Origin of the sequence: Micromonospora sp. NPDC049900 (genome assembly GCF_044461025.1) — a bacterium.
Lineage (GTDB): Bacteria > Actinomycetota > Actinomycetes > Mycobacteriales > Micromonosporaceae > Micromonospora.
In genome coordinates, this window is record NZ_JBITKM010000006.1 from 99,081 (window position 1) to 121,132 (window position 22,052).

A 22,052-nucleotide genomic window follows, 5' to 3' on the forward strand; every position below is an offset into this window, starting at 1 on the left:
CGTGAGTCAAACGGCGTCCGATGCTCGGAGACAGGCAGGATGCCCGGCAGGAGTCAACCTGCCGGGCAGGTGCCGGTGGTCTGCCGGATGCTGCACCAGCACCAGCACCAGCACCAGCACCGGCCCGGCGGAAGACGCGGTCAACCGCTGGGTGGACGCATCACGCTCCAGGTCACGATGGTGCCGCGGCCGTCGCGGTGCCAGGTCCGTTCCTAGGCCGTGACGACGACCTTCCTGCCAGCGTGCAGCCCCTTCTCGAGGTGGCGGTGTGCCTCGACGACATCATCGAGGGCGAACACCCTGTCGATGGCGGGCCGCAGCGCGCCGAGGCGTACACCGGCGTTCAGGAAGGCCGCCATGCGCTTCACCACGACGGCGTCGAGGGTGTGCTCGAAGCTGCGGTAGCTGAAGACCGTCAGCGGCGTGCCTGCCGGAAAGGGAGTGGGCCGAGGGTCCAGGAAGCCTGCGGCGACCAGTGTTCCGCCGGGACGGGCGGCCTTCACGAGTTCCTGCTGGCCAGGGCCCATGACGACGTCGAGGACGATGTCGGCACCGCTTCCACCGGTGTGGTGACGCACGGCGTCGGCGACATCGTCACGGTCGGTGGCGATGACGGCGGCGGCACCGGCGGCGATCAGGTCGTCCTGCCTCGCCGCGTGCCGGGTGACGGCGAGGGGCACGGCACCGATCTGGTTGGCGATCTGCATCGCCGCCCGTCCGACGCCGCCGGACGCGGCCGTGACGAGAACGTGGTCGCCGGGCCGCATCCCCGCCTTCTCGACCAACGCCCCGTAGGCGGTGGAGAACGCGACCCAGATCGCCGCCGCCTCCGCAACCGTGAGCCCGGTCGGCCGGGCGACGACCCGGCTCGCGGGGATCGTGGTGTATTCGGCGTGACTGCCCCGGACGCTCGCGTCCGGAACGGCCGTGAGAATGACCGGATCGCCGACCTTCAGCCCGGTCACCCCCGGGCCCAGCGCGTCGACGAAACCGGTTCCCTCGACGCCGATGCGTGCGTGGGGCAGGGACACGATGGCCGGAACGGCGCCGGATCGCATCATCTGGTCCAACGGGTTGACGGCGAACGCTTCGATCCTGATCCGGACCTCGCCGGTCGCGGGCGGAACGACCGGCTCCTCGACGACGTGCATGACATCCGGCCCGCCGAACTCGTCGAACACGACGACTCGTGGCATGGTGACTCCTCCGCATCCGGTGCTGGCCTTGGTGCTCAGGGAAGACGCTACGGAGCCGTGAGTTACCTCCTGGTACCTTCGACTTCCATGCAGAACGCGGCTGGACCGTCCTTCCTCGCCGACTGCCCCACGCGTCTGGGCGTCGAGATCATCTCCGACAAGTGGGCCGTGCTCGTGATCTTCGGGCTCAGCCACCAGCCCCGCCGGCACGGTGAGCTCGTCGACCTCATCGGCGGCATCTCGCGCAAGGTCCTCACCCAGACGCTGCGCCGGCTCCAGCGCTACGGTCTGGTCGAACGTCGTGCCGAAGGGCCACGGCGGGTCGAGTACCACCTCACCGATCTCGGCCGGACCCTCGTCGAGCCCATCGAGGTCCTGACGCACTGGGCGAGAGACCACGGCGGGGCCGTCGCCGACTTCCAGGAGGCGGCGGAAGGGTCGAGTTCGACGTACTGAGATCCCGGATGTGAGGCGGTGCCGACCGGACGGTCCCCGGGGCGGCGACGCGGGTCGCCGAGTGTGCGGGCGGTCATGCGCGGCCGCGTACCAGGGGCAGGAAGACCTCGTCGACGATGTCGACCAGTACCTCGTCGGGGGCCGTGGGGATGCCGCGCATCGCGTACTCGGCTCGCAGCAGCATCATCGGCGTGGTGGCGACGCGTGGGTGGGCGGCTGCCGTCGGCGCCTCGCCGCGTGCCACGGCGCGTTCGAGCATGGCCAGCCAGGCGCGGTCCATGGTGTCCGCGCCCGAGCGTTCACGCATGAGGTCGAGCAGCGCCGGGTCGTCCGCCGCAGCCGCCAGCAGGCTGCGGAGGACGGCTCCGTACGGTGAGGACCACGTCTCGTTCGCCCGCCGCAGCATCTCCAGCGCGTCGCCCCGCAGGCTGCCGGTGTCGGGGTTCGGCATGACGGCGTCGGTGAGGTGGCGGTACGCCGCGATGCCCAGTGCCGCCCGATGCGGCCACCGGCGGTAGATGGCGTTCTTGTTGGTCCCGGCCCGGGCGGCGACCCGGTCCATGGTCATCCCTGCGTAACCGGATTCACGCAGTTCCTCCGCCGCCGCGTGCAGGATGGCCTGCTCCAGTTCCACCCCGCGGCGTCTGGTGCTCATGTCTTGCAGGGTACTGGACGTACTCTATAGGGTACGCAACGTACCTTACGGAAGGGGCACCCTGATGCGCGTCTTCGGGATGAACTACGACACCGGTTTCGTCAGCGCCGGATCCACCACCCACGAACCATTCGACCCCGAGACCGTGCTCCGCGACCTCCGCGTCATCCGCCAGGACCTGCACTGCGACGCGGTACGCATCACCGGCGGTGTCCAGGACCGGCTGGAGACCGCCGCGCGACTCGCCGCCGAGGCGGGACTCGAGGTCTGGTACTGCCCGTTCACCAACGGGCTCGACCGCGACGAACTGATGGCGTTCGTGCTCGACGGCGCCGAGCGGGCCGACCGGTTACGGCGCAGCGGCGCCTCGGTCGTCTACCTCACCGGCTCCGAGATCTCCATGGTCACCGACGGCTTCCTCCCCGGCCGTGACCTGGCCGAGCGCATGGCGCTGCTCACCGAACCGATGAGGATGCGGGAGGCGATCCCCGCGGCGCGCGCCGCGGTGCGTGACTTCCTCACCGAGGCGGTGCCCGCGGTCCGGGACCGGTTCGGCGGCCCCGTCGGCTACGCCTCCATCCCGTTCGAGGACGTCGACTGGACACCGTTCGACATCATCGCCAACGACGCCGGCTACCGCGATGCGACCAACGCTGCGGCGTTCCCGCAGACCCTGGCGGCGGCGGTGGGGCAGGGTAAGCCGTACGCGGTGACCGAGTTCGGCTGCTGCACGTTCCGCGGGGCGGGCGACGTCGCGGGAGGGACGGAACCGGTGACGTACGACGAGCACGGTCGCGCCGCGACACTGACCGCGGCGGTGGAGCGTGACGAGGAGGGCCAGGCCCGCTACATCCTGGACCTGCTGCGCGACTACGAGGCCGGTGGAGTGGAGGCGGCGTTCGTGTACACGTTCGCGAACCGGCACCTCCCGACCACCGCCGACCCCGACCACGACTTCGACCTGGCCGCGCGGGGGATCGTGCGGGTGCTGCCGGACGGCTCGTGGACGCCGAAGGCCGCGTTCCACGCCCTGGCCGAGTACGGCCTCATGCGCGCGCGATAGGTGCTCGGATTGCCGGCAGGGATGCTATCGCGGAGGTGTGGTGTCGGGCGGGGACAACCGGTCGCGGTAACGCCGGGAACCCTTGACAGTCGTACCGTCGGCAAGGTGGATCTCCACATCGCCGTTGCGCGTCGGGCGTACCTCGGTGATCTGTTCCCGGTTCACCAGCCGGGAACGGTGGACGCGGACCACGTCGACGCTGGCGCTGTGCAGTTGCTCTTCGAGGTCGTTGAGTGTCGTCCGCGGCAGGTAGGACTTCCCTGCGGCCATGACGTCGACGTAGTTGCCACTGGCCTGCGCCCAGGTGAAGTCCCGCGCACGGAGGTGGATCGTGTGGCCCTGGGACTTCAGGGTGAGTCGGCCACTCTTCCGCGCCTCGGCTCGTGCCGCAGCCGCCTCCTGGCGTCCGAGCTCGATCTGACGGGACAGCGTCAGCAGCCCGACGAGGACGGCGTAGAGAAACAGGTCCTTGCGGTACTCGTACAGCAGATCGGTCAGCGGATCGACGAAGAACGTGTATGTCTTACCGGTGACCGACGGGATCAACGCCGTCCGTAGACCGACCATGATCCCGACATGAGCCAATGAGAACGGCACGCTCGCCGCGATCAGCACAGCGCCGTTCCGCAGCGTCATTCCCGATGCCAGGGGGACGCGACGTTCCAGGGTGGCGACGGCGGGTACGAGTATCAGAGCGCCGGCCACGCTGGTCATTTCCAGCAACCACGGTTCGGCCCATCGCACACCGCCGCTGTAACGCTGCGCATCGGTGATGAGTGTCATCGCGTTGATCGCCGCCACCAAGGGGAACGTCACGACGCAGATCAATGCGACCCGTACCCAGATCCGACGCTCCAACTCGTGGTCCGGTCCGTGGCGGCTGTTCACCGTGTGCGCCGCCACCGCTCGGCGTCCCGGCACGCCGCACGCCGCACCACTCGTCCCTGACCGGCGGGGCGACTGCACCACCGGTCCCGGCCGTCCGCCGCCCGTCCCCGCCGGGTTCCGCCCCCACCGCCGGTGTGCCTAGCGTCCGGGGTACGACCCGAGGTGCTGCGGCCCCCGTAGGAAGGGTGCGATGCGATGACCCCCACCGGTTCCCCCCGTCGTCACGACCTGGACTGGTTGCGCGTCCTGGCCTTCGCCACCCTCATCCTCTATCACGTGGGAATGTTCTATGTCACGTGGGATTGGCATGTGAAGAGCGACTACGTATCGCCGCATCTCGAACCGCTGATGTCCCTGGTCAATCCGTGGCGGCTGGCGTTGCTGTTCTTCATCTCCGGGGTGGCGCTCCGATTTCTGCTCGATTCCCGGGGACCGCGCGCGGTGGCCTCGGATCGGATCGACCGGCTGTTGCTTCCCCTGGGAATCGGCATGCTCGTGGTCGTCATGCCGCAGGCCTACGTCGAACTGCGGGCCAAGGGCGAGATCGAGCCCGGTCTGCTCGCATTCTTCCCCCGATACCTCTGGCCGTTCGAGTCCTTCTCCGTGATCACCCCGACCTGGAACCATCTGTGGTTCCTCGCCTACGTGCTGGTCTACAGCCTGCTGTTGGCAGCCGGCCACAGGCGGATGACCCGGCTGCGCACCAGAACGGGTCCGGCGGCGGCGACGGTGCTCCGACGTGCCCCGTGGCTGGTGCTGGTGGTGCCGGCGCTACCCGCCATGATCTACGCGATCGTCCTCGACCCCGTCTTCCCGACGACCCATATGATGATCAACGACTGGGCCACCCACGCGCACAGCCTCACCATGGTGCTGCTCGGGTGGTTCGCGGCCAAGAGCGCCACGTTCTGGTCGGCGATCCGGGCCTGTCTGGTGCCGGCGTTGCTGGTGGCGGTCGGGCTGGGCGTCGTGCTGTCGATGTCCGCTCGCGTCGACACCGGGCCGAGCCTCCTGTTCGCGGTGACCCGGGAGGTCTACGCCTGGGCGGTCATCGCCTCGGTGCTGGGTCTGGCGCAGCGGTTCCTGGCGCGGCCGTCACGGACGTTGACGTACGCCACCGAGGCGGTGCTGCCGTGGTACATCCTGCACCAGAGCATCACCGTCGTCCTGGGGTACGCATTCCTCGACAGCGCCGTGCCCCTGTGGATCGAGGCGTCGGTGATCCTGCTCGGCACTCTGCTCGGTTGTGCGGTGCTGCACGAACTGTTGATCCGACGGGTCTGCTGGATCCGTCCGCTGTTCGGACTCAAGCGCAGGGACTCTCCGGCCCCTGCCACGACGCGGTAGCGCGTCGCCGTGCGTGCGCCGAGACCGCTGGACTATCAGCGCCACCAGGTCGATCTGCACCGGCGTCAGCGTGACGCAAGACCGCCGACGACGGCGTCGGGATCCACGGGCCGAGCAGGCCACCGGACGGACTGGCCGAGAACTCACAGGGTGATGACCACTTTGCCGCGCGCGTGCTCGTCCGCGAGGTACTGGAACGCCTCGGCGGTCCGGGCCAGTGGATACGTCCGGTCGACGGCCGGCGCGAGGCTGCCGGTGGCGACGAGTTCCGTCAGCGCCACCAGGTCGGCCCTACGGCCGATCGACGAGAGTGGTCGTACCGGACGCTGCCGCATGAAGGGCGCGGTCAGCATCGTGATGAGGTTGCGTTCGAACCCACCCAGCAGCGGGCCGCCGTTCTCCACTCCGATCAGGACGAGCGTTCCGGTCGGGGTGAGGAGCTGACGGAGCCGGTTCACCGGGCGGTCACCGACCAGATCGATGACGACGTCGAAGCGCTGTCGGCTCTGGCTGACGTCCTCGCGGGTGTAGTCGATGACGTGGTCGGCGCCGAGTGACCGGATCAGGTCGGCCTTGGTGGAGCTGCCGACACCGGTCACCTCGGCGCCGTACGACTTGGCTATCTGGACGGCGAAGGTGCCGACTCCGCCGGCCGCGCCGATGACGAGGACCCGCTGTCCGGGTCGGGGTCGGGTCCGTCCGTCGAGGGCCTGTAGGGCGGTCATGCCGGAGACCGGTACGGCGGCGGCCTGCGCGAACGTGAGCGCTGCCGGCTTCGGTACGAGGTTCTTCGCCGGGATCGAGGCGAACTCGGCGTACAGACCGTTGCCCCAGCCGAGCACCTCGTCACCCGGTGCGAACCCGGTGACGGCGCTGCCGACGGAGTGCACCACGCCGGCGCCCTCGGTGCCCGCGATCCGGTGCCGGGGGGCGAGGGGCCCGACGACGCGGACCGCGTACGGCCGTCCGGCGAGCAGGATCCGGTCGCCCCGGTGGATGCCGGCGGCCCGGACCCGTACCAGGACGTGGTCCTTCCTGGGCTCTGGCCGCGCGACATCGCGCAGGGTCAGCGTGTCAGGGCCGCCGTAGCGGTCCTGGGTGATCGCCTTCATGGTGGCCGTCCCCGGGCCGTTCACTCGACGGTCCGCAGGATGTTCTCGATGGAGGCGGTGCGGGTACGCAGCTCGGAGACGTCGGCGGCCACCCGCTGCTGGGCGTCCAGCGTGTTCTCGGCCAGCTTCTCGTAGCGGCCCACGAGCTGCCGCAGTTCCTCGTCGCGCTGGGCGTCGATCCGACTCTTGCGGAACTCGAGGACGGTGGCGGCGGTGCCACCGAGGATGAGGAGGGCGAACAGCAGCAGACCGAGTACGAAGACCGTCTCGGGCCAGGTCTGGATCATCGGGAGCGCTCCTTCGGGGCCGGACCCGTCGTGGGTTCGGAACTGGTGAGGGTCTGTGCGGCGGCGACGAGTGTCGACGCGGTCAGGTGCAGGTCGAACTCGGCGACCTCGTAGTACTTCATGGCCTTGCCGTCGTCGGACAGTTCGAGACTGCCGGTGATCAGGCCGGCGGCCTCCAGCCGTTGCAGGTGCATGTGCAGCAGGGGTCGACTCACGCCGATCTCGCGTGCCAGATGGCTCACGTAGTCACGGCCACCGGCGAGCTTCGCCATGATCCGCAGTCGGAGCGGATTGGCGAGTGCGGCCAGCATCTCGACCAGCTCGTCGCCGGTCGGCTGGGCCACTGTCATCATCCGCCTCCATATGTAAGAGAAGTCTTACAGGTGAAAAGGTAGCAGCACGGGTGTGGCGTGACAAGCCCGGGCCACGGGGGAGCGGCCCTTTCTGACCACCTCCGCCGACACGACGGGCCAGTCGGCGAGGGCTGCCGTCAGGCCGGCCGGGGGGTGGTGCCGGCGCGCTCCCGCCGACGGGCGAGCATCTCGATCGCCGCCAACACGATTCCGAGGCCGGCCAGCAACACCAGGTTCCACAGCACAGGCAGCGGGGCGGTCAGGGGCGCGAGCAGCGCGAGCAGCACCGCGCCGCCGATCCGGTAGCCGCTGACCCGCTGCCAGACCCGCCACCAGAAGGCCTGGTTCGCCGCGATGTAGGTGACCGCGCCGAGATAGAGCGCGTAGTGGCCGAGAACCTGCGCGTGGGCCGCCAACGGGCTGTCGCGCAGGATCAGGTTCTGGCGCAGGCCGAACGCGAACAGGATCAATCCGGCGACCATCGGCAGGTGCAGGTACGTGTAGGCGTCCCGGGCCAGGCGGATCCGCTCCTCGCCCCGGGCGGCCCGCAGGGCGTCGTGGGCGAGCCCGGCATCGGTGTGGAAGTAGGACCACCAGATGGTGCAGATGGCGACCGACGCGGCGACCAGGAGCAGGACCAGCGGCAGCGACGTCGCTTCCTGCGCGGCGGAGAACCCGAGGGCGATGATGGTCTCACCGAACGCGATCAACATGATCAATGCGTACCGGTCGGTCCAGTGCCGCACGGTCCGGATCCGCCATCTGCGCAGCCCGGTCCGATAGCTCCCGAGGATCTCGGTCACCACCGCGACCAGCCACATCATCGTGATGATCAGGTCGATCGGTGGCGCATCGCCGACGGTCACCTCCACGACGATGCTGCCGGTCAGCAGCGCCAGCGCCACCGCACTGGGCCACGCCGACTGTCGGACCACGGCCGGCAGGTCCGGTCGGTCCCGCGCGGCGTACCAGACCAACGCGGCCTGGACGGTCCAACCGGCGATGTACGCGGCCACCACGACGCTGGCACCGGGTAGTCCACCGGGAGTCGACTCGAAGGTGTGCGGCAGCGCGACTCCCAGAATCAGCGTCAACGCCATGACGCCGATCATCGCCAGACGCACCGGTACGGTTTCGTGCCGGATCGCGTTGGTCACCCAGGAGAAGCTTGCCCACGCCCACCACAGCAGGGCCAGCAGGATCAGCCCCTGTACCACCCCGAAGACCGAGTTCTCCCGCACCATGAGGACAGTGACCTGGATGAACGCGAACACGAAGACGAGGTCGACGAGGAGTTCCTTCGGGGTGGCTCCCGGGATCTTGGCCACTTCGGGATCGGCCCGCGCGTGCAGTTGCCGGTGGCGTCGCCGGAACACGGTGCGGTCGGCGACGACCATCGCCGTGACCCCGAGCAGGAGCAACCCGAGCGCGCCCAGAGGCGGGGTACGGGCCGCCAATGGCAACAGCGCCAGCAATGCCACGCTGCCCACGACCGGGCTGCGCCCGAGCATGCCGAGGGCGCGCCGCTGAAAGGCGACCAGTCCGCCGAGATAGACGATGACGCCCCCGAACAACAGGACGGCGCTCGCGGCGTGCCAGGGATGGTCCGCGGTGCCGGTGGCGGAGGAGACGGCGTGTTTCAGACCGAGCGCGAGCACGATGAGTCCGCAGATCATCGGCAGGTGTAGACCGCTGTAGGCGTCTCGGGCGATCCGGGACTGTGCGGCGCGGGGGAGCGACTGCATCGCGTGTTCCGCGACGACCTTGGCGACGTCGAAGTAGGTCCACCAGAGCACGGAGATCACGGCGATACTGAGTGCGGCTCCGGCCAGAAGCTGCCAGGTCACGGGTTCGTCGCCGCCCAGACCCTGACTGGCCCCGACCGAGATGACCGTCTCGCCGAGTGCGACGAGGACGACCAGGCCGTGCCGCTCGGCGAGGTGTCTGCTGGACACCACCTGCGCGTTGCCGCTGCTGACCACCCGGAGCGCACTGAAGTTGATCACGATGGCCAGTGCGAACAAGACGGTCCGCAGGTGCCGGTCGTCGATCGGCGGGTCGAGTCGGGGAGGCAACCAGATCGCGCAGGCCAGGATGGCCCCGGCCGGCAGGTAGGTCAGCCAGGACGCGATCACCGGGCGCCGTCCGGCCGGGCCCTGCGGCCAGTGCAGATAGGTCAGCACCGCCAGCACGGAGTAGATGATCAGCAGGTAGCCGGACGCGACGAGCAGCGGTTCGATGACGCCGCCGGACTCGGCGGTGAAGGTGCCCGGAATGGCGACGCCCATGATCAGCAGCGTCGTGGCGATGCCGAAGACGACCAGGGGTAACAGGCCCTTGTCCAGGTACACGACGTTGCCGAGCCAGGCGCAGGAGTTCCAGCAGTGCCAGAGCATCAGCACCACGAGGGTGCCCTCGACGACCCCGAGCCATTCGAGCCGGCTGGCCATCAGGTCGGTGACCCGCAGGAACGCGAACACGAAGAACAGGTCGATGAAGAGTTCCATCCAGCTCACCTCGCCGGTGGTCCCCTCGGTGCGGAGGACGAGGAACCGGCGACGGAGCGCGGCCGGTGCCGAGCCCCCGTCCGTCATGCACCTACTGTGCCGAGCGGACTGGGGCGCGGCGGCCACATCGGGGGAATTCACGCGCCGCAGGCGGAGCCGTCCGTGCGTTGGTCACCGCCGCTCGACCGGCGGTGCCGGGGTCGGGACGGCACGTGCGCGGATCAGCCGGCCGGCTGGCACACCTTCCCGGTGAAGGCGGGGTCGGGTTGCTGGAACCGGGACCAGGCGGGATTCGCGGCGATCGGCAGGGGAGGTGCCTGCCAGGCCGCACCGAGGCGCTGGAGCAGGGGGTACTCGTCGCGTTCGTGCCGGATCGGTTCGCCGGAGAGAAAGGCGAGCAGCCGGTCAGCGACCAGACTCCGGTTGAGCAGGCCGCCGTGCACCCCCGGCATCTCGAAGACGGGGATGCGGCTGTACTCACCCGGTGGTGCCTCGGCGGCGGTGGTGGTGGGGATGAAGGCCACCATCCGGATCCCGGGTACCGGGCACATGAGTTGGTTGCGGTAGAACGGCGCGTCGTCGACCAGGGACCGGATGAACGGTTCGTCGGGACCGGTGTGCGGCCCACCGACCAGACGCACCGCGCCGAACGCCAGCCGCAGTTGCCACCCGGTGGCGACTCCGAATCCCCGGTTCTCGCGCGGCGGCGGGTAGTAGGCGCGTCCCGCGTTGATCAGGGGACTGAACATGGCCAGGGTGTCGACGGCGGGATGCGCCCCCTGTTGCAGGTAGCTGCGGGCGACCATGGCGCCCTCGCTCTCGCCGACCAGGGCGATCGGTCGGCCGGTGCGCTGGTGCAGCCGTCGCACCTGCTCGTCGAGCAGTCGCACGCTGTCGGCCACCGAGATCGCGGTGTCGCGTGATCCGTAGGGCAGGGGAGCGCCGTGTGAGCTCAGCCCTCGGTAGGAGAAGCGTTCGACCCGCTCGTCGGGGGGCTGCTCGCCCCCGTAGGACGAGCCGTAACCGGCCAGGACGATGACCGCCTGCGGCACGTCGGGTGGCAGCGGGCGGTCCAGGACCACCGCCTCGGCCCGCAGGTCCTTGCCCGGTACGGCGTCGACCAGCACCGGGATGAGCAACGGCACCGCGAGGGCCAGCACCACCGCCACGGGCGTCGCCGGCACCCACGCCCACCGCGTGGCGGGATTGACCAGGGCGGTACGGATGATCCGGTTCCACAACAGCCCGTTGATCACGCCTGCCACGGTGGCCACCGGCACCGTCCACCATCCCGGCAGACTCCAACACAACGCACCGGCCATGGTCAGCACCACGAAGTTCAGCAGCGACCAGCCCACCAGCGAGATCGACGGCAGCCCCCGCCACCACGGCGCCAGCACCGCGGCGCGTTGCAGGAACGGCGCCAGCAGGAACATCGGTACCACCGAGGCCAACAACACCCAGGACAGCGCCACCACCGACGCGGCCACCGAGATCAGCGCCCACGGCGCGACGAAGACCGCCACCAGCGCGGCGAGCCCGAGATTGCGTCGCAGCAGCCACCGCACCGGCGGTCGCGGCACCTCGCCCGGCCACGCCAACACCACCAGCAGCGTGTGGAACAGACCCCGGGCCACGACCAACGCGCTGAGCCAGGACACGAACGAGGGCCAGGAGTCGTGGTAGACGTACAGCCATCGCAGGTCGTGGTATGTGTCGTACGGCCAGACCGCTGCCGTCTGCGGTGCCAGACCCTGCGCCGCGACGAAACCCAGCGAGACCACGACGGCGGCCTCGACGGTCGGGGACACCGAGGTGAGCAGCAGCAGCGCAACCAGTCTCCGGTTCGCCGACAGCACCCCGTCTCCTCCCCGTCGCCCCGCACTGCTCCGACGGGGTGGATCGCCGACCCGTCCGGCGCGGTGCCCACACGGTCGAGGCCCTGCCCGCGTCGGCTCCCGTGACGACACCGTCGTCCTGGCGCCGCGCCTCAGCGTCGCCGCCGGTGCCGAGGTCTTCATGATGCGCTGGCTGGTCGTCGCGAGCGGCGCAAACGGCGCAGCCGGATGCTCAGGAGGCCGGGTCGCCGAGGGCGACGCACACGTTGTCCTGCCGGCCGACACCGAGCGCCAGTGCCCGGGTGCCCGCCGCGTCGATCGAGATGACGTGCAGGCCGTCGAGGATGTAGTAGCCGCGCGGATAGAGGTCGCCCGGCCGGAACCCGAACCCCGCCGGTCCGACGATGGTGTAGCGCAGCCACCCACCGTCCGGCCGGTACTCCAGCAGCCCGGAGCCACCCGCGTCCCGGCGTGCGGCCTGCCCGGTGTCGGTGTTGACGAAGTCCACGATGAGCGGTCCCGCGTACTCCTCCCGCTTGACGGCGCCGTCGGGATACCGGGCGAGCACCCGGACCCGGATGTCCTGCGAGACGACGCGGACGCTGAGCGGGAACGAGCAGTAACGGCCGGCCGGGCCGGTCCACTCCTGCTGGAGGTGGGGACGCCAGGGCTCGGGACGGAGACCCTGCCCGCCCTGCCGGTCGGATGCCGAGAGCTGGGGCCGGGTGTCCCGAGCGGCCACCGGGCCGGTGGGGGCGGCCACCAGGGCCGCGACGATGAGGGTGGCGAGCACTGTTCTTGCCGGACGCATGTCATCCACCTAACCAGTTCTGAGGTATTAACCGGTGTTGATGAGGTTACTGGTTAGATGGATGGAGTCAAGGCACACTGTCGAGATGCACTGGGTGAACGTCGACGGCTATCCGATGCCCATCCCGATCGGCGGGCACCCCGCACTGGAACTCTGCAACACCTGGGCCGGCTGGACCGCACCACCCAGCCCGGAACGCGAATGGCTACGCGACTTCGACCGCCTCGCGGTCTGGGCCGGACACGTCCGACTCCTCACCCCGACCGGCGTCGCCCGACTCCGCGAGCACGGCCGCCGCGAACCCGCCGCCGCCCAGGAGGTCCTGACGGCGACCCGGCAGATGCGCACCGCCCTGCACGACGTCCTGCTCGACCCGCGCGACACCGACGCCTTCCGGCACGTCGCGGAACAGGCGCAGCGCGCCGCCGCCGCGTCCACGCTGGAGACCGACCGCACCGGGCTCGCCCACTGGACACTGCCCGACGACGTCGGCCTGCCGCTGCCGCTGCTGGCCGCCGCCCGCGCCGCCGCCGACCTGCTCACCACCCCCGCCCGCACCGTGGTACGCGCCTGCCCCGCCGACGACTGCGGATGGCTCTTCCTCGACCCGCGGGGCCGACGCCGCTGGTGCAGCATGGCCACCTGTGGCAACCGCGCCAAGGTCCGGGCCTACGCCGCCCGCCGACACCCGCACTGACCACCGGCGAGCCGAGGCGCCGTGCCATCGGTTGGCGAAGGCGCCTGTGCGGGCGGCGGTGGCAGCGCTGCGGGCCGTCAGTTCGGGAAGGTGTGCGTCGGCCGCCGCCCGCAACCGCGTACCGCTCGTGGACGGGTGGTCGGTCCGCTTGCGTTGTACTGTCGACCGACTGGTCCGTAGCGGAGTCGAGGGTGGGTGTGCCGGTGACCGAGGGGCGGCAGACGCGGAACGCCGAGCGCACCCGCCGGGCGGTGCTCGATGCGGCCACTCCGATGCTCCTGGAGAGAGGCGACGCCATCACCCTGGCGCAGGTGGCCTCGGCCGCCGGCGTGTCGAAGAGTGGCCTGATCCATCACTTCGGCAGCCGGGAGCAGTTGGTGATCGCCGTGGTGGAGGACATGTACGAACGCTTCGGGGAAGCGGTCCTCAGCCACCTCGACCTGTCGGAGAACCATCCCGGCAAGATGCTCCGTGCCTACGTCCGCGCACTCTGCGCCGGAAGCGCCGACGCGGTGGCGGCACGCGACGTCACGTCGGCACCGATCTGGAACGGCCTGTACGCGATCCCCGGGGTCGCCGCGGTGGTGCGCGAGCGTGGCGTGTGGTGGAGCGAGCAGCTCGCCGCCGACGGGCTGAGTGCCGAGCGGATCCAGCTCGTGCGTCGAGCCGCTGAGGGTGTCGCGCTCGCGGTCCTGCACGGGGAAGAGGACGAAGCGAGCATCGCGACTGCTCGCCGGCTCCTGCTCGACCTCGCCACCGACGGCACCTTCGCCGCACCCATCTGACCCTCTGTCGACTCATTCGGGTCCGCTGCGCCGGCCGGCGCAGCGGACCTCTCCGCGTGCCGAGACTGCTGGCGGGCAGGTGACGTGGCGAGCCTTACAGTGCGATCGTTCGCCTCAACAAACCAGGCGTGTTGTCTAACCGACCATCTGGACGGTAACTTGAGCGGAGGTCACCGCCCCGCCGACCGTGGACGAGGAATCGTGATGATTGACGCCCCTCCCAAGGCCACCACCAGGACCTGGCTCGGCCTCGCCGTCCTCGTCCTGCCCCTGTTGTTGATCACGATCGACGGCACCGTCCTGATCCTGGGGCTGCCCGCGATCTCGGCCGAGCTGAGCCCCACCGGCATCGAACAGCTCTGGATGATCGACATCTACTCACTCGTGCTCGCCGGTCTGCTCGTGGCGATGAGCACCGTGGGTGATCGCTTCGGTCGGCGACGCAACCTGCTCGTCGGCGCGGTCGTCTTCGCGATCGCCTCCGTCGCCGGTGCACTGGCCACGTCGCCGTGGATGCTGATCGGCGCACGGGCTCTCCTGGGCGTCGGCGGCGCGATCATGATGCCGTCGACGCTGTCCCTGGTGCGCAACATGTTCCTCGACCGGCAGCAGCGCCGCTACGCGATGGCCGTGTGGGGTGCGATGGCATCGGTGGGCGCGGCGGTCGGGCCGATCCTCGGGGGCTGGGTCATCGAGGCGTTCAGTTGGCAGGCCGCGTTCCTGATGAACATCCCCGTGATGCTGCTTCTCGTGATCGTCGGTCCCCTCCTGCTGCCCGAGAGCCGAAACCCCGAGCTGCACCGGATCGACCTGGTCAGCGTCGGCCTGTCCCTGGTGGGCATGATCGGTGTGGTCTACGCCGTGAAGACCCTGGCCGGCGGCACGGACATCGGCATCGCGGTGGCGGCCCTCGTCGTCGGCCTGATCGCGGTCATCAGGTTCGTGCGGAGACAGCTCACCCTGCCGACTCCGCTCATGGAAGTCAGGCTCTTCACGGTGCGGCACTTCCGGGGTGCCGTCATCGGAGACCTGCTGTCGATCTTCGCGATGGTCGGCGCGCTGGTCGCCCTCGTCCAGCATCTCCAACTCGTGCTCGGCCTCAACCCACTCCAGGCCAGCGTCTGGCTCCTGCCCCAGGCAGTCCTCGCCGGCACCGCCGGATTCGTCGCGGCAGCCCTGGTCAGGCGCATCCTGCCCGCGTACGTCATCACGACCGGGCTCCTGATCGCCGCCGTCGGCTTCGGGCTGACCGCGTACCTGGAGCCGACGTCGAGCCCGGCCCTGGTCGCGACCTCGCTCACGCTGGTCTCGTTCGGCGCGGGCATCGGCCTGACCCTGAGCAACGACATCATCATGAGCTCCATCAAACCCGAGCGAGCCGGACAGGCCGCCGCAACCTCCGAGACCGCCTACGAGATCGGCACGACGCTGGGTACGGCCGTGCTGGGTGGGATGCTCGTCGCCTGGTACACCAGGGCCTTCACCGCCGGAACCGAGGCACTGCACCTGCCGACGTCGCTCGCCGAACGGGCGTCCTCGACGATGGCGGAGGCCCTGCTGGTCGCCGGCGAGGTCGGCGGCGGCACCGGAGCCTCGATCGTCGACGCCGCCGCGACGGCGTTCACCGACGCGATCACCGTCACCGGCATGATCGGGTCAGCGATCATGGTCTGCGCCGCGATCTGGGCCTTCGTCACACTCCGGGGCGCCGCCGCGAACGCGGACCTCGCAGCGGAGCACGAGCACTGACCCGTACGGCTCGCCCCGCACGCCTCCGCAACGAAGCACCTCGATGTATCAAGGGTCCGGCTGCCACACTGGACGTACCCTCCCGCCACCGTCCGCCAGCGCACCCACCACCACCTCGCGGGCCTGTCCGGCAGCCCCGCCGGACGTGCCCAGTCCCGGGCGGGCACCGCACCCTCCACGTGAAGGAGCGCCATGAAACCGTCCCTCCGGGCCGTCCTGGCGGCGATCGTCCTCGCCGCCCCGCTGGCCCTGACCGCCCCCGCGCAGGCGGCCACCACCCTCACCATGCGCGGCGCCGACGTCTCGTCGCTGCAACGCAGCCTCGACCTCGGCGCGCGCTACTACAACGCCTCCGGCGCCCAGGCCGACCCCTACGACGTCCTCGCCGCCAAGGGCGTCAACCACCTACGACTGCGCGTCTGGAACAACCCGGTCAGCGGCTACAACAACAAGGCGAAGGTGCTCCAGCAGGCCAGGACGATCAAGGCCAAAGGCTTCAAGCTCCTGATCGACTTCCACTACTCGGACACCTGGGCCGACCCCGGCAAGCAGTATCCGCCCGCAGCCTGGGCCAACCACTCGCTGAGCCAACTGCAGACCGACGTCTACACCTACACCCACGACGTGTGCAGCGCCCTGAAGGCGCAGGGCACCACGCCGGACGCGGTACAGATCGGCAACGAGATCAACGTGGGCATGCTCTGGCCGACCGGGCGGGTCGTCAACAACGACTTCGCCCCGCTGGCGAGCCTGCTCAAGCAGGGCTACCAGGCCACCAAGGCGTGCAACAGCGGCACCCAGGTGTGGATCCACACGGCCAACGCCGACAGCCTCGCCAACGCCCGCTGGTTCTACGACGGCATCCGGGCACAGGGTGTCACCTGGGACGTCACCGCCCTGTCCTACTACTGCATGTGGCACGGCTCGCTGGCGAACCTGTACAACGTGATCGTCGACGTGAAGTCCCGCTACGGCAAGCCGGTGGTGCTCGCCGAGACCGCGTACCAGTTCACCACGGCCGACGCTGACCACCAGCCGAACGTCGTCCCCGGGACCGCGCTGTGCGACAACATCCCGGCCACCTGGGCCGGGCAGGCACAACAGTTCACCTGGGTCCAGAACACCGTGCGCAACGCCGGCGGCGTGGGCGTCTTCTACTGGGAGCCGACCTGGTACGCGATCCGGGGCAACGGTTGGGACCCGGCGGACATCAACGGCACCGGCAACGGTTGGGACAACATGGCCGTCTTCGACTGGACCGGACGCGTCAACCCACACGTGGTCTGGACCCCGTGACCCGCTGCCCGGGGGCCCGGCGGCTCAGTCGCAGGGCCCGCGGAGGGCAGAGGACGGCCGGGCCATGGACGGGTACCTACGACGCAACCGGCCACGCCGCACCACCAGCACCACGAGCGCGGATCACGTGCCTCGCCGCACCGGCCGACGGTCGCAAACGCACCGTCAGGCGTCAGCCGTGGACGAGGCGGCGACCGCGACGATCTCGATCTGCAACCGCAGTTCCTCGTGGAACTCCGCGAGCGAGCTGACCACGGCATGACGGGCAGGCCGATTGTCCGGGTCGGGAAACATCTTCTCCCACTCCCGATTGACCAGAGGGCGGTCGGTCAGGTCGGCCAGGAACAAGGTCATGTGGCCGATCTGGTCGCTGGTGATTCCTGCGGCGTGCAGAAACGCACCGAGGTTCTGGAACGCCTGCCTGATCTGCTCGGGTGGGTCCAGGTGCAACCGGCCGGTTGACGGATCCTTCCCGGTGATACCCGAGGAGAAGATCATGTTCCCCACCCGTACCCCCGCGGGGATCGGAGAGGCGTGTTCGAGATCGGGCAGGAAGATCCGGGATCGGCGAGGGGTCTTGCCGTCGGCGGTAGTCATGCTGTTTCCGTCCTCAGGGCTTGTGCCGTGGTGGTGGGGGTGTCAGCCGGAGCGCGTCGCGGCGAGTGCACCGCTACGGCAGTGCCGCCCGGGGTGATGTCGTTGCCCAGGTCCGGACGCCAGCCGAACCGGGCCGAGACGGTGTTCGCCGCTCTGACCAACAACGGGTGCAGCATCAGAAGCTCCTCCAGGGAGGCCGTGGTGGCCGGCACCGAGATGGAGATCGCGGCCTCGGCGATGCCGCGAGCGTTGCGGACCGGCGCGGCGATACAGCGAACTGCGTCCTCGTTCTCGCGTTCGTCGATGGCGAACCCACGGTGCCTCACCTCGACCAGGTCCCGTTCCAGCGATTCGACGGTCACCAGTGTGTAGTCGGTGCGTCGTTGCAGCGTGCAGCGCGCGATCAGCGCGGCGGCCTCATCCGCCGGCCGGTGAGCGAGCATCGCCTTGCCCAGCGCCGTGCAGTGCAACGGGAGTCGGGAGCCGACCCGGGAGTACGACCGTACCGGCATTCGGCTCTCGCGCTTGTCGATGTAGACGACGTCGGTGCCCTGGCGTTCGGCGAGCTTGACGGTGTGGCCGCAGGCTGCGGCGAGTTGAGTGAGTGCGTCCTCGGCGACCTCACGCAGGTCCATGTCCTCCAGCGCCCGGTTGGCCAGCGCGAAGAGTTGGCTCCCGAGGTGGTAGCGCTGTTGCTCGTCTCGGCGCACGAAGGACTGCGCCTCCATGGTCTGCAGCATCCGCAGGACCGACGACTTGTTGACGCCGAGCCGGGCGGAGAGGCGAGCGAGCGTGGACGCCTCCTCGGCGAGCAGGGTCAGTGCGGTCAGGGCGCGTTCGACGCCCTGGTTGGCGCGCGGAGGTTCGCCGCGCATCGGGTTGTTATCCACGGGGGCCTTCCTCGCTGCCGTTCCGGCTGGCGATCTCGATTGTTTCGAGCATGTTGACAGCGACTGAGACGAGGTTATAGTTCGGTGGTCCATAAGGCAACGCCGTTGCCTACAGGGCAACGACAGTCAGAGACCAGGCGACGACGGCGATGGTGTGACGCGCTCGACGCGCAGCCATCGGGTGTGCCGGCGTGCGGCCGGTGCGGTGGTCGAATCCGCGCCGGCCACGAGTCCCTCGTAGGACTCGGATGCGCGGCGACAGCGACGACTCGAATAGCCATATGGCTATTTATCACTTTACTTGGGCTGATTTGGAGTTTCGATGAACCGCAAAGTAGCCGGAGTTCTGGCAGCGGCGATGCTGATGACGACCGCAGCCTGCGGCAACGGTGGGGACGACGCCGGAGCAGGGGGTGCGGTCCGGTTGTTGCTGCCCACCGGAGCCTTCGAACGATCGATGCAGCCGGTCCTGTCGGCATTCACCGCGCAGACCGGCATCACCGTGGACGCCATCTCCATGCCCCAGGAGGACGCCCGCTCACGGCAGGTACTCGACCTCAACAACCGGTCCGGGAACATCGATCTGATTCTGCTCGACGACGTCGCCTGGCTCAGCGAGGTCGCGCCACAACTCGAACCCCTCAACGACCGCCTCGCCGCCGACAACGTCGACACCAGCGACTTCATCGGTCCCCTCGTCGACATCTTCAAGGTGGACGGCAAGCAGTACGCCTTTCCACTCGGCGTCAGCCCACGGACCCTGATCTACCGCACCGACCTGTTCGAGGCCGCCGGGCTGAAACCGCCCACCACCTACGAGGAGTTCCTCCAAGCGGCCCGAACACTGAACACCGGGGGAGTCTCCGGATTCACCGGCCCCTGGGGGCGTGCCTCCAGCAATGTCTCGATCTGGCTCGAACTCGCCTTCAACTACGGCATGGAGAGCGCCCTGAGCGCCGACGGGAAGAAGGCCGCCTTCAACAACCCGGCGGGCCTGGCCGCGTTCCGACTGATGGGTGACCTCTACACCGAGGGGCTCATGCCGCGGGACGCGATCGAGTTCGCCCACGACGGCACGCTCGTCTCCATGCAACGGGGTCAGGCGGCGATGACGATCCTGCCCACCACCTTCCTCCGCGCGATGAACAACCCGGCCGATTCCGAACATGCCGGCAAGTTCCAACTCGCCCCGATGTTCACCGCACCCGGTGTGGATCAGGCGCGGTACGTCGTCACCGGTTGGGGTTACGGCCTGTCCCAGCACTCCAAGAACAAGGACAACGCCTGGCAGTTGCTCACCTTCCTGCTCGAGAACTTCCAGCGGCCGACCGCCGATGCCGATCCGGAGCAGTTGATCCGCCCGGCCTCCACCACCGCTTTCGAGAACCCGCAGGTCAAGGAGATCTTCCCGGACGGACAAGCCGACATCGTTCGCAGCGCACTGGAGTCCCCGGAGACCCGGCCCGGCGTGGTGCAGTGGGGCGAGATCGAGACCGTCCTCGGTGAGTCGTTGCAGCAGGTGTTCCTCGGCAACGCGACTGCGGAGCGGGCGCTGGCGGATGCGGAGCGCCGGGTCAACGACATCCTCGCCGGCTGATCCCCACTCAGGAGGAGACCCGTGGACAAGGACACCCGGGACACGGGCGGCGGTGCCCCCGCATCGGCGACCGTACGCCTGGATGACGCGGCGGCGCGGCCCGACCGGGCCGCCGCGTCCCCCCACGGTGGCGGGGCCGAGCGCCCCGCCACCCGACGGCCACCCTGGTGGCGCAGCCGCACCGCACTGGGCTACCTGTTCGTGCTGGCCCCGATGCTGTTCCTCTTCGTGGTTCTGATCGTTCCGATCGGCTACAACCTCTGGGTCAGCCTGCACAGTTGGCGACTCACGTCGGTCACCGGGCCCGAGTTCGTCGGCCTGGCCAACTACATCGAGGTGTTGCAGACCCCGCGCTGGCGCGACACCATCGTGCGGACAGCGATCTTCGTCGTGCTCACGGTCGTCCTGCAGGTGATCGTCGGCTTCGGCACCGCACTCTTCCTGCACCGGCACTTCCCCAAGGCCAGAGCGCTGCGGGTGGCGCTGCTGCTGCCGATGATGGTCTCCGAGGTCGCCGTCGGGAACGTGTGGCGACTGCTCTACAACTACGACGGCGGGCTGCTCAACTGGGCACTCGGCCTGATCGGTGTGGACCGGGTCTTCTGGCTCGGCCCCGACATGGCCTTCTTCAGCATCGTGCTGACCGACGTCTGGCAGAACGCACCCTTCGTCACTCTGGTGATCTTCGCAGCGCTACAGACCATGCCCAAGGACATCCTGGAAGCCGCAGACCTCGACGGGGCAACCGGCTGGGCGCGCATCCGACAGATCATCGTGCCCGTCGTCCAACCCGCGGTGCTGCTGGTGCTGATCTTCCAGACCATGTTCGCCATCCGCTCGTTCGGCACCATCTGGATCCTCACCGAGGGTGGACCCGGCACCGCCACGACCCTGTTGTCGATCGACATCTTCCGGGTCGCGCTGCAGAGCTACGACGTCGGCCTGGCTTCCACTCTCTCGTGGTTCCTGGTCCTGATCAACCTGGTTGTCGCGATCATCTACATGAGGTGGCTTAAGCGTGATTCGCTCAGCTGAGACAGCCCCGGCGCCGGCCCCGCAGCCACAGGCGGGCGCCCGCCGTGCCCGCCGTTCGCTCACCCCCGGCCGGCTCCTGGCCTACCTGGTCGCCGGCACCCTGATCTTCGTCGCGCTCTTCCCCATCGTGTGGCTGTTCCTGGTCTCGATCATGCCATCGAACCTGATCCTGCGTCAGGACCCGACGTTCGTCTTCGCACCCACGTTGGAGCACTACCAGGCGATCTTCCAGTCCACCCGTTCCTCGGTGCTGCGCAACCTGACCAACTCCATCGTGGTCACCCTGGTCTCCACGGTCGCCTCGGTGGTGCTCGCCGTCTTCGGCGCATACGGCCTCGCCCGACTGCGACCCCGTGGTCACGCCAAGATGAGCCTGATCATCCTGGGTACCCGGATGCTGCCCCCGGTGGCCCTGGTCGTCCCGCTGTACGTCATCGCCAACCGCGCCGACCTCTTCGACACCCGCACCGCGCTGATCGTCCCCTACATCGCCCTGAACATCCCCCTGGCGACGTGGATGTTGCAGAGCTTCTTCCTGGATCTGCCGCGGGAACTGGAGGAGGCCGCCATGGTCGACGGCTGCAACCGTTGGACCGCCTTCTGGCGGGTCGTCCTGCCGTTGGCCGGGCCGGGCATCGCCGCAGCCAGCATCTTCTCCTTCATCCTTTCCTGGAACGACATGGTCATCGCCCTGCCACTGACCCTCTCCGACGCGGTCACCCTGCCGCCCTTCGCCTCCCAGGTCCGCGAGGAGGAGGGCGTGGCGTGGGGCCAGCTCGGCGCCGTCACCGTGCTGATCATGGCGCCGGTGATCGCCTTCACCCTCGCGGTGCAGCGCTGGATCATCAGCGGGCTGACCGCCGGAGCGTCCAAGGGTTGACCAACCGACTCCG

General features: G+C 69.2%; 21 protein-coding genes. 10 read left to right on the forward strand and 11 right to left on the reverse strand.

From position 1 onward, the window contains the following. Positions 1-212: 212 nt before the first annotated feature. Positions 213-1,181, reverse strand: coding sequence for a zinc-dependent alcohol dehydrogenase family protein (locus ACIBMZ_RS16025; RefSeq protein WP_396694331.1), 969 nt, complete (start codon positions 1,179-1,181; stop codon positions 213-215). Positions 1,182-1,283: 102 nt separating this feature from the next. Here ACIBMZ_RS16025 and ACIBMZ_RS16030 point away from each other — a divergent pair, with 102 nt between their 5' ends. After that, the gene (locus ACIBMZ_RS16030; RefSeq protein ID WP_396694333.1) at positions 1,284-1,652 is read left to right on the forward strand and encodes a winged helix-turn-helix transcriptional regulator; all 369 of its coding nucleotides are present in this window, start codon (positions 1,284-1,286) and stop codon (positions 1,650-1,652) included. Positions 1,653-1,725: 73 nt separating this feature from the next. On the opposite strand, the gene ACIBMZ_RS16035 is transcribed toward ACIBMZ_RS16030, so the two are convergent. Beyond that, entirely contained in the window at positions 1,726-2,307 is a 582-nt protein-coding gene (locus tag ACIBMZ_RS16035; RefSeq protein ID WP_396694335.1) for a TetR/AcrR family transcriptional regulator, read from the reverse strand. A 64-nt stretch (positions 2,308-2,371) separates the two neighbouring features. Here ACIBMZ_RS16035 and ACIBMZ_RS16040 point away from each other — a divergent pair, with 64 nt between their 5' ends. Continuing rightward, positions 2,372-3,370, forward strand: a complete 999-nt coding sequence (locus ACIBMZ_RS16040) for a hypothetical protein (protein ID WP_396694337.1) — start codon at positions 2,372-2,374, stop codon at positions 3,368-3,370. Between the two features lie 24 nt (positions 3,371-3,394). Here ACIBMZ_RS16040 and ACIBMZ_RS16045 read toward each other — a convergent pair whose 3' ends face one another. Further along, a complete protein-coding gene (locus ACIBMZ_RS16045) occupies positions 3,395-4,171 on the reverse strand; it encodes a LytTR family DNA-binding domain-containing protein (RefSeq protein WP_396694339.1) in 777 nt (258 codons plus the stop codon). Between the two features lie 282 nt (positions 4,172-4,453). Between ACIBMZ_RS16045 and ACIBMZ_RS16050 the strand changes: the two genes are divergently transcribed. After that, the gene (locus tag ACIBMZ_RS16050; RefSeq protein WP_396694341.1) at positions 4,454-5,605 is read left to right on the forward strand and encodes an acyltransferase family protein; all 1,152 of its coding nucleotides are present in this window, start codon (positions 4,454-4,456) and stop codon (positions 5,603-5,605) included. A gap of 143 nt (positions 5,606-5,748) precedes the next feature. Here ACIBMZ_RS16050 and ACIBMZ_RS16055 read toward each other — a convergent pair whose 3' ends face one another. The 6 genes from ACIBMZ_RS16055 to ACIBMZ_RS16080 all read right to left on the reverse strand — a co-directional run bounded on the left by ACIBMZ_RS16055 (position 5,749) and on the right by ACIBMZ_RS16080 (position 12,513). Beyond that, a complete protein-coding gene (locus ACIBMZ_RS16055; RefSeq protein WP_396694342.1) occupies positions 5,749-6,717 on the reverse strand; it encodes an NAD(P)-dependent alcohol dehydrogenase in 969 nt (322 codons plus the stop codon). Between the two features lie 20 nt (positions 6,718-6,737). Next, positions 6,738-7,004, reverse strand: a complete 267-nt coding sequence (locus ACIBMZ_RS16060) for a hypothetical protein (protein WP_396694343.1) — start codon at positions 7,002-7,004, stop codon at positions 6,738-6,740. Next, the gene (locus tag ACIBMZ_RS16065; protein ID WP_396694345.1) at positions 7,001-7,354 is read right to left on the reverse strand and encodes an ArsR/SmtB family transcription factor; all 354 of its coding nucleotides are present in this window, start codon (positions 7,352-7,354) and stop codon (positions 7,001-7,003) included. Before ACIBMZ_RS16065 ends, ACIBMZ_RS16060 begins: the two co-directional genes overlap by 4 nt. 140 nt (positions 7,355-7,494) lie before the next feature. Then, positions 7,495-9,951 carry a low temperature requirement protein A gene (locus ACIBMZ_RS16070; protein WP_396694347.1) on the reverse strand — a complete coding sequence of 819 codons (2,457 nt, stop codon included), beginning with the start codon at positions 9,949-9,951 and terminating at the stop codon, positions 7,495-7,497. Between the two features lie 134 nt (positions 9,952-10,085). Then, entirely contained in the window at positions 10,086-11,723 is a 1,638-nt protein-coding gene (locus ACIBMZ_RS16075) for an esterase/lipase family protein (RefSeq protein WP_396694348.1), read from the reverse strand. Between the two features lie 211 nt (positions 11,724-11,934). Beyond that, complete coding sequence (locus ACIBMZ_RS16080) at positions 11,935-12,513, reverse strand: hypothetical protein (protein WP_396694349.1); 579 nt, start codon at positions 12,511-12,513, stop codon at positions 11,935-11,937. Positions 12,514-12,598: 85 nt separating this feature from the next. Between ACIBMZ_RS16080 and ACIBMZ_RS16085 the strand changes: the two genes are divergently transcribed. The 4 genes from ACIBMZ_RS16085 (at position 12,599) to ACIBMZ_RS16100 (ending at position 17,040) form a co-directional block, all read left to right on the forward strand. Continuing rightward, positions 12,599-13,210 (forward strand): CGNR zinc finger domain-containing protein, encoded by a 612-nt coding sequence (locus tag ACIBMZ_RS16085; protein ID WP_396694351.1) that lies wholly within the window; start codon positions 12,599-12,601, stop codon positions 13,208-13,210. A 191-nt stretch (positions 13,211-13,401) separates the two neighbouring features. Further along, entirely contained in the window at positions 13,402-13,995 is a 594-nt protein-coding gene (locus ACIBMZ_RS16090; protein ID WP_396694353.1) for a TetR/AcrR family transcriptional regulator, read from the forward strand. 204 nt (positions 13,996-14,199) lie between these two features. After that, complete coding sequence (locus ACIBMZ_RS16095; protein ID WP_396694355.1) at positions 14,200-15,744, forward strand: MFS transporter; 1,545 nt, start codon at positions 14,200-14,202, stop codon at positions 15,742-15,744. Between the two features lie 192 nt (positions 15,745-15,936). After that, positions 15,937-17,040 carry an arabinogalactan endo-beta-1,4-galactanase gene (locus ACIBMZ_RS16100; protein WP_396694357.1) on the forward strand — a complete coding sequence of 368 codons (1,104 nt, stop codon included), beginning with the start codon at positions 15,937-15,939 and terminating at the stop codon, positions 17,038-17,040. 165 nt (positions 17,041-17,205) lie between these two features. On the opposite strand, the gene ACIBMZ_RS16105 is transcribed toward ACIBMZ_RS16100, so the two are convergent. Both ACIBMZ_RS16105 and ACIBMZ_RS16110 read right to left on the reverse strand, forming a co-directional pair. Continuing rightward, the gene (locus ACIBMZ_RS16105) at positions 17,206-17,637 is read right to left on the reverse strand and encodes a RidA family protein (RefSeq protein WP_396694359.1); all 432 of its coding nucleotides are present in this window, start codon (positions 17,635-17,637) and stop codon (positions 17,206-17,208) included. Next, positions 17,634-18,527, reverse strand: a complete 894-nt coding sequence (locus ACIBMZ_RS16110) for an IclR family transcriptional regulator (protein WP_396694361.1) — start codon at positions 18,525-18,527, stop codon at positions 17,634-17,636. The genes ACIBMZ_RS16105 and ACIBMZ_RS16110 overlap by 4 nt, the downstream gene beginning before the upstream one ends. A gap of 322 nt (positions 18,528-18,849) precedes the next feature. Between ACIBMZ_RS16110 and ACIBMZ_RS16115 the strand changes: the two genes are divergently transcribed. From ACIBMZ_RS16115 to ACIBMZ_RS16125, 3 genes are read left to right on the forward strand one after another with little or no spacing between them, the layout of a single operon-like run. Beyond that, positions 18,850-20,124 (forward strand): ABC transporter substrate-binding protein, encoded by a 1,275-nt coding sequence (locus ACIBMZ_RS16115; RefSeq protein WP_396694362.1) that lies wholly within the window; start codon positions 18,850-18,852, stop codon positions 20,122-20,124. A 21-nt stretch (positions 20,125-20,145) separates the two neighbouring features. After that, positions 20,146-21,159, forward strand: a complete 1,014-nt coding sequence (locus ACIBMZ_RS16120; RefSeq protein ID WP_396694364.1) for a carbohydrate ABC transporter permease — start codon at positions 20,146-20,148, stop codon at positions 21,157-21,159. Further along, positions 21,143-22,039 (forward strand): carbohydrate ABC transporter permease, encoded by an 897-nt coding sequence (locus tag ACIBMZ_RS16125; RefSeq protein ID WP_396694366.1) that lies wholly within the window; start codon positions 21,143-21,145, stop codon positions 22,037-22,039. Before ACIBMZ_RS16120 ends, ACIBMZ_RS16125 begins: the two co-directional genes overlap by 17 nt. The last annotated feature ends 13 nt before the right edge of the window (positions 22,040-22,052 follow it).

Bases quoted from the DNA above. Each gene is read 5' to 3' on its own strand.
- ACIBMZ_RS16095 (WP_396694355.1), top strand. From the start codon at position 14,200: ATGATTGACGCCCCTCCCAAGGCCACCACCAGGACCTGGCTCGGCCTC.
- ACIBMZ_RS16055 (WP_396694342.1), bottom strand. From the start codon at position 6,717: ATGAAGGCGATCACCCAGGACCGCTACGGCGGCCCTGACACGCTGACC.
- ACIBMZ_RS16050 (WP_396694341.1), top strand. From the start codon at position 4,454: ATGACCCCCACCGGTTCCCCCCGTCGTCACGACCTGGACTGGTTGCGC.
- ACIBMZ_RS16115 (WP_396694362.1), top strand. From the start codon at position 18,850: ATGAACCGCAAAGTAGCCGGAGTTCTGGCAGCGGCGATGCTGATGACG.
- ACIBMZ_RS16085 (WP_396694351.1), top strand. From the start codon at position 12,599: ATGCACTGGGTGAACGTCGACGGCTATCCGATGCCCATCCCGATCGGC.
- ACIBMZ_RS16030 (WP_396694333.1), top strand. From the start codon at position 1,284: ATGCAGAACGCGGCTGGACCGTCCTTCCTCGCCGACTGCCCCACGCGT.
- ACIBMZ_RS16040 (WP_396694337.1), top strand. From the start codon at position 2,372: ATGCGCGTCTTCGGGATGAACTACGACACCGGTTTCGTCAGCGCCGGA.
- ACIBMZ_RS16080 (WP_396694349.1), bottom strand. From the start codon at position 12,513: ATGCGTCCGGCAAGAACAGTGCTCGCCACCCTCATCGTCGCGGCCCTG.
- ACIBMZ_RS16070 (WP_396694347.1), bottom strand. From the start codon at position 9,951: ATGACGGACGGGGGCTCGGCACCGGCCGCGCTCCGTCGCCGGTTCCTC.
- ACIBMZ_RS16065 (WP_396694345.1), bottom strand. From the start codon at position 7,354: ATGACAGTGGCCCAGCCGACCGGCGACGAGCTGGTCGAGATGCTGGCC.
- ACIBMZ_RS16035 (WP_396694335.1), bottom strand. From the start codon at position 2,307: ATGAGCACCAGACGCCGCGGGGTGGAACTGGAGCAGGCCATCCTGCAC.
- ACIBMZ_RS16100 (WP_396694357.1), top strand. From the start codon at position 15,937: ATGAAACCGTCCCTCCGGGCCGTCCTGGCGGCGATCGTCCTCGCCGCC.
- ACIBMZ_RS16060 (WP_396694343.1), bottom strand. From the start codon at position 7,004: ATGATCCAGACCTGGCCCGAGACGGTCTTCGTACTCGGTCTGCTGCTG.
- ACIBMZ_RS16105 (WP_396694359.1), bottom strand. From the start codon at position 17,637: ATGACTACCGCCGACGGCAAGACCCCTCGCCGATCCCGGATCTTCCTG.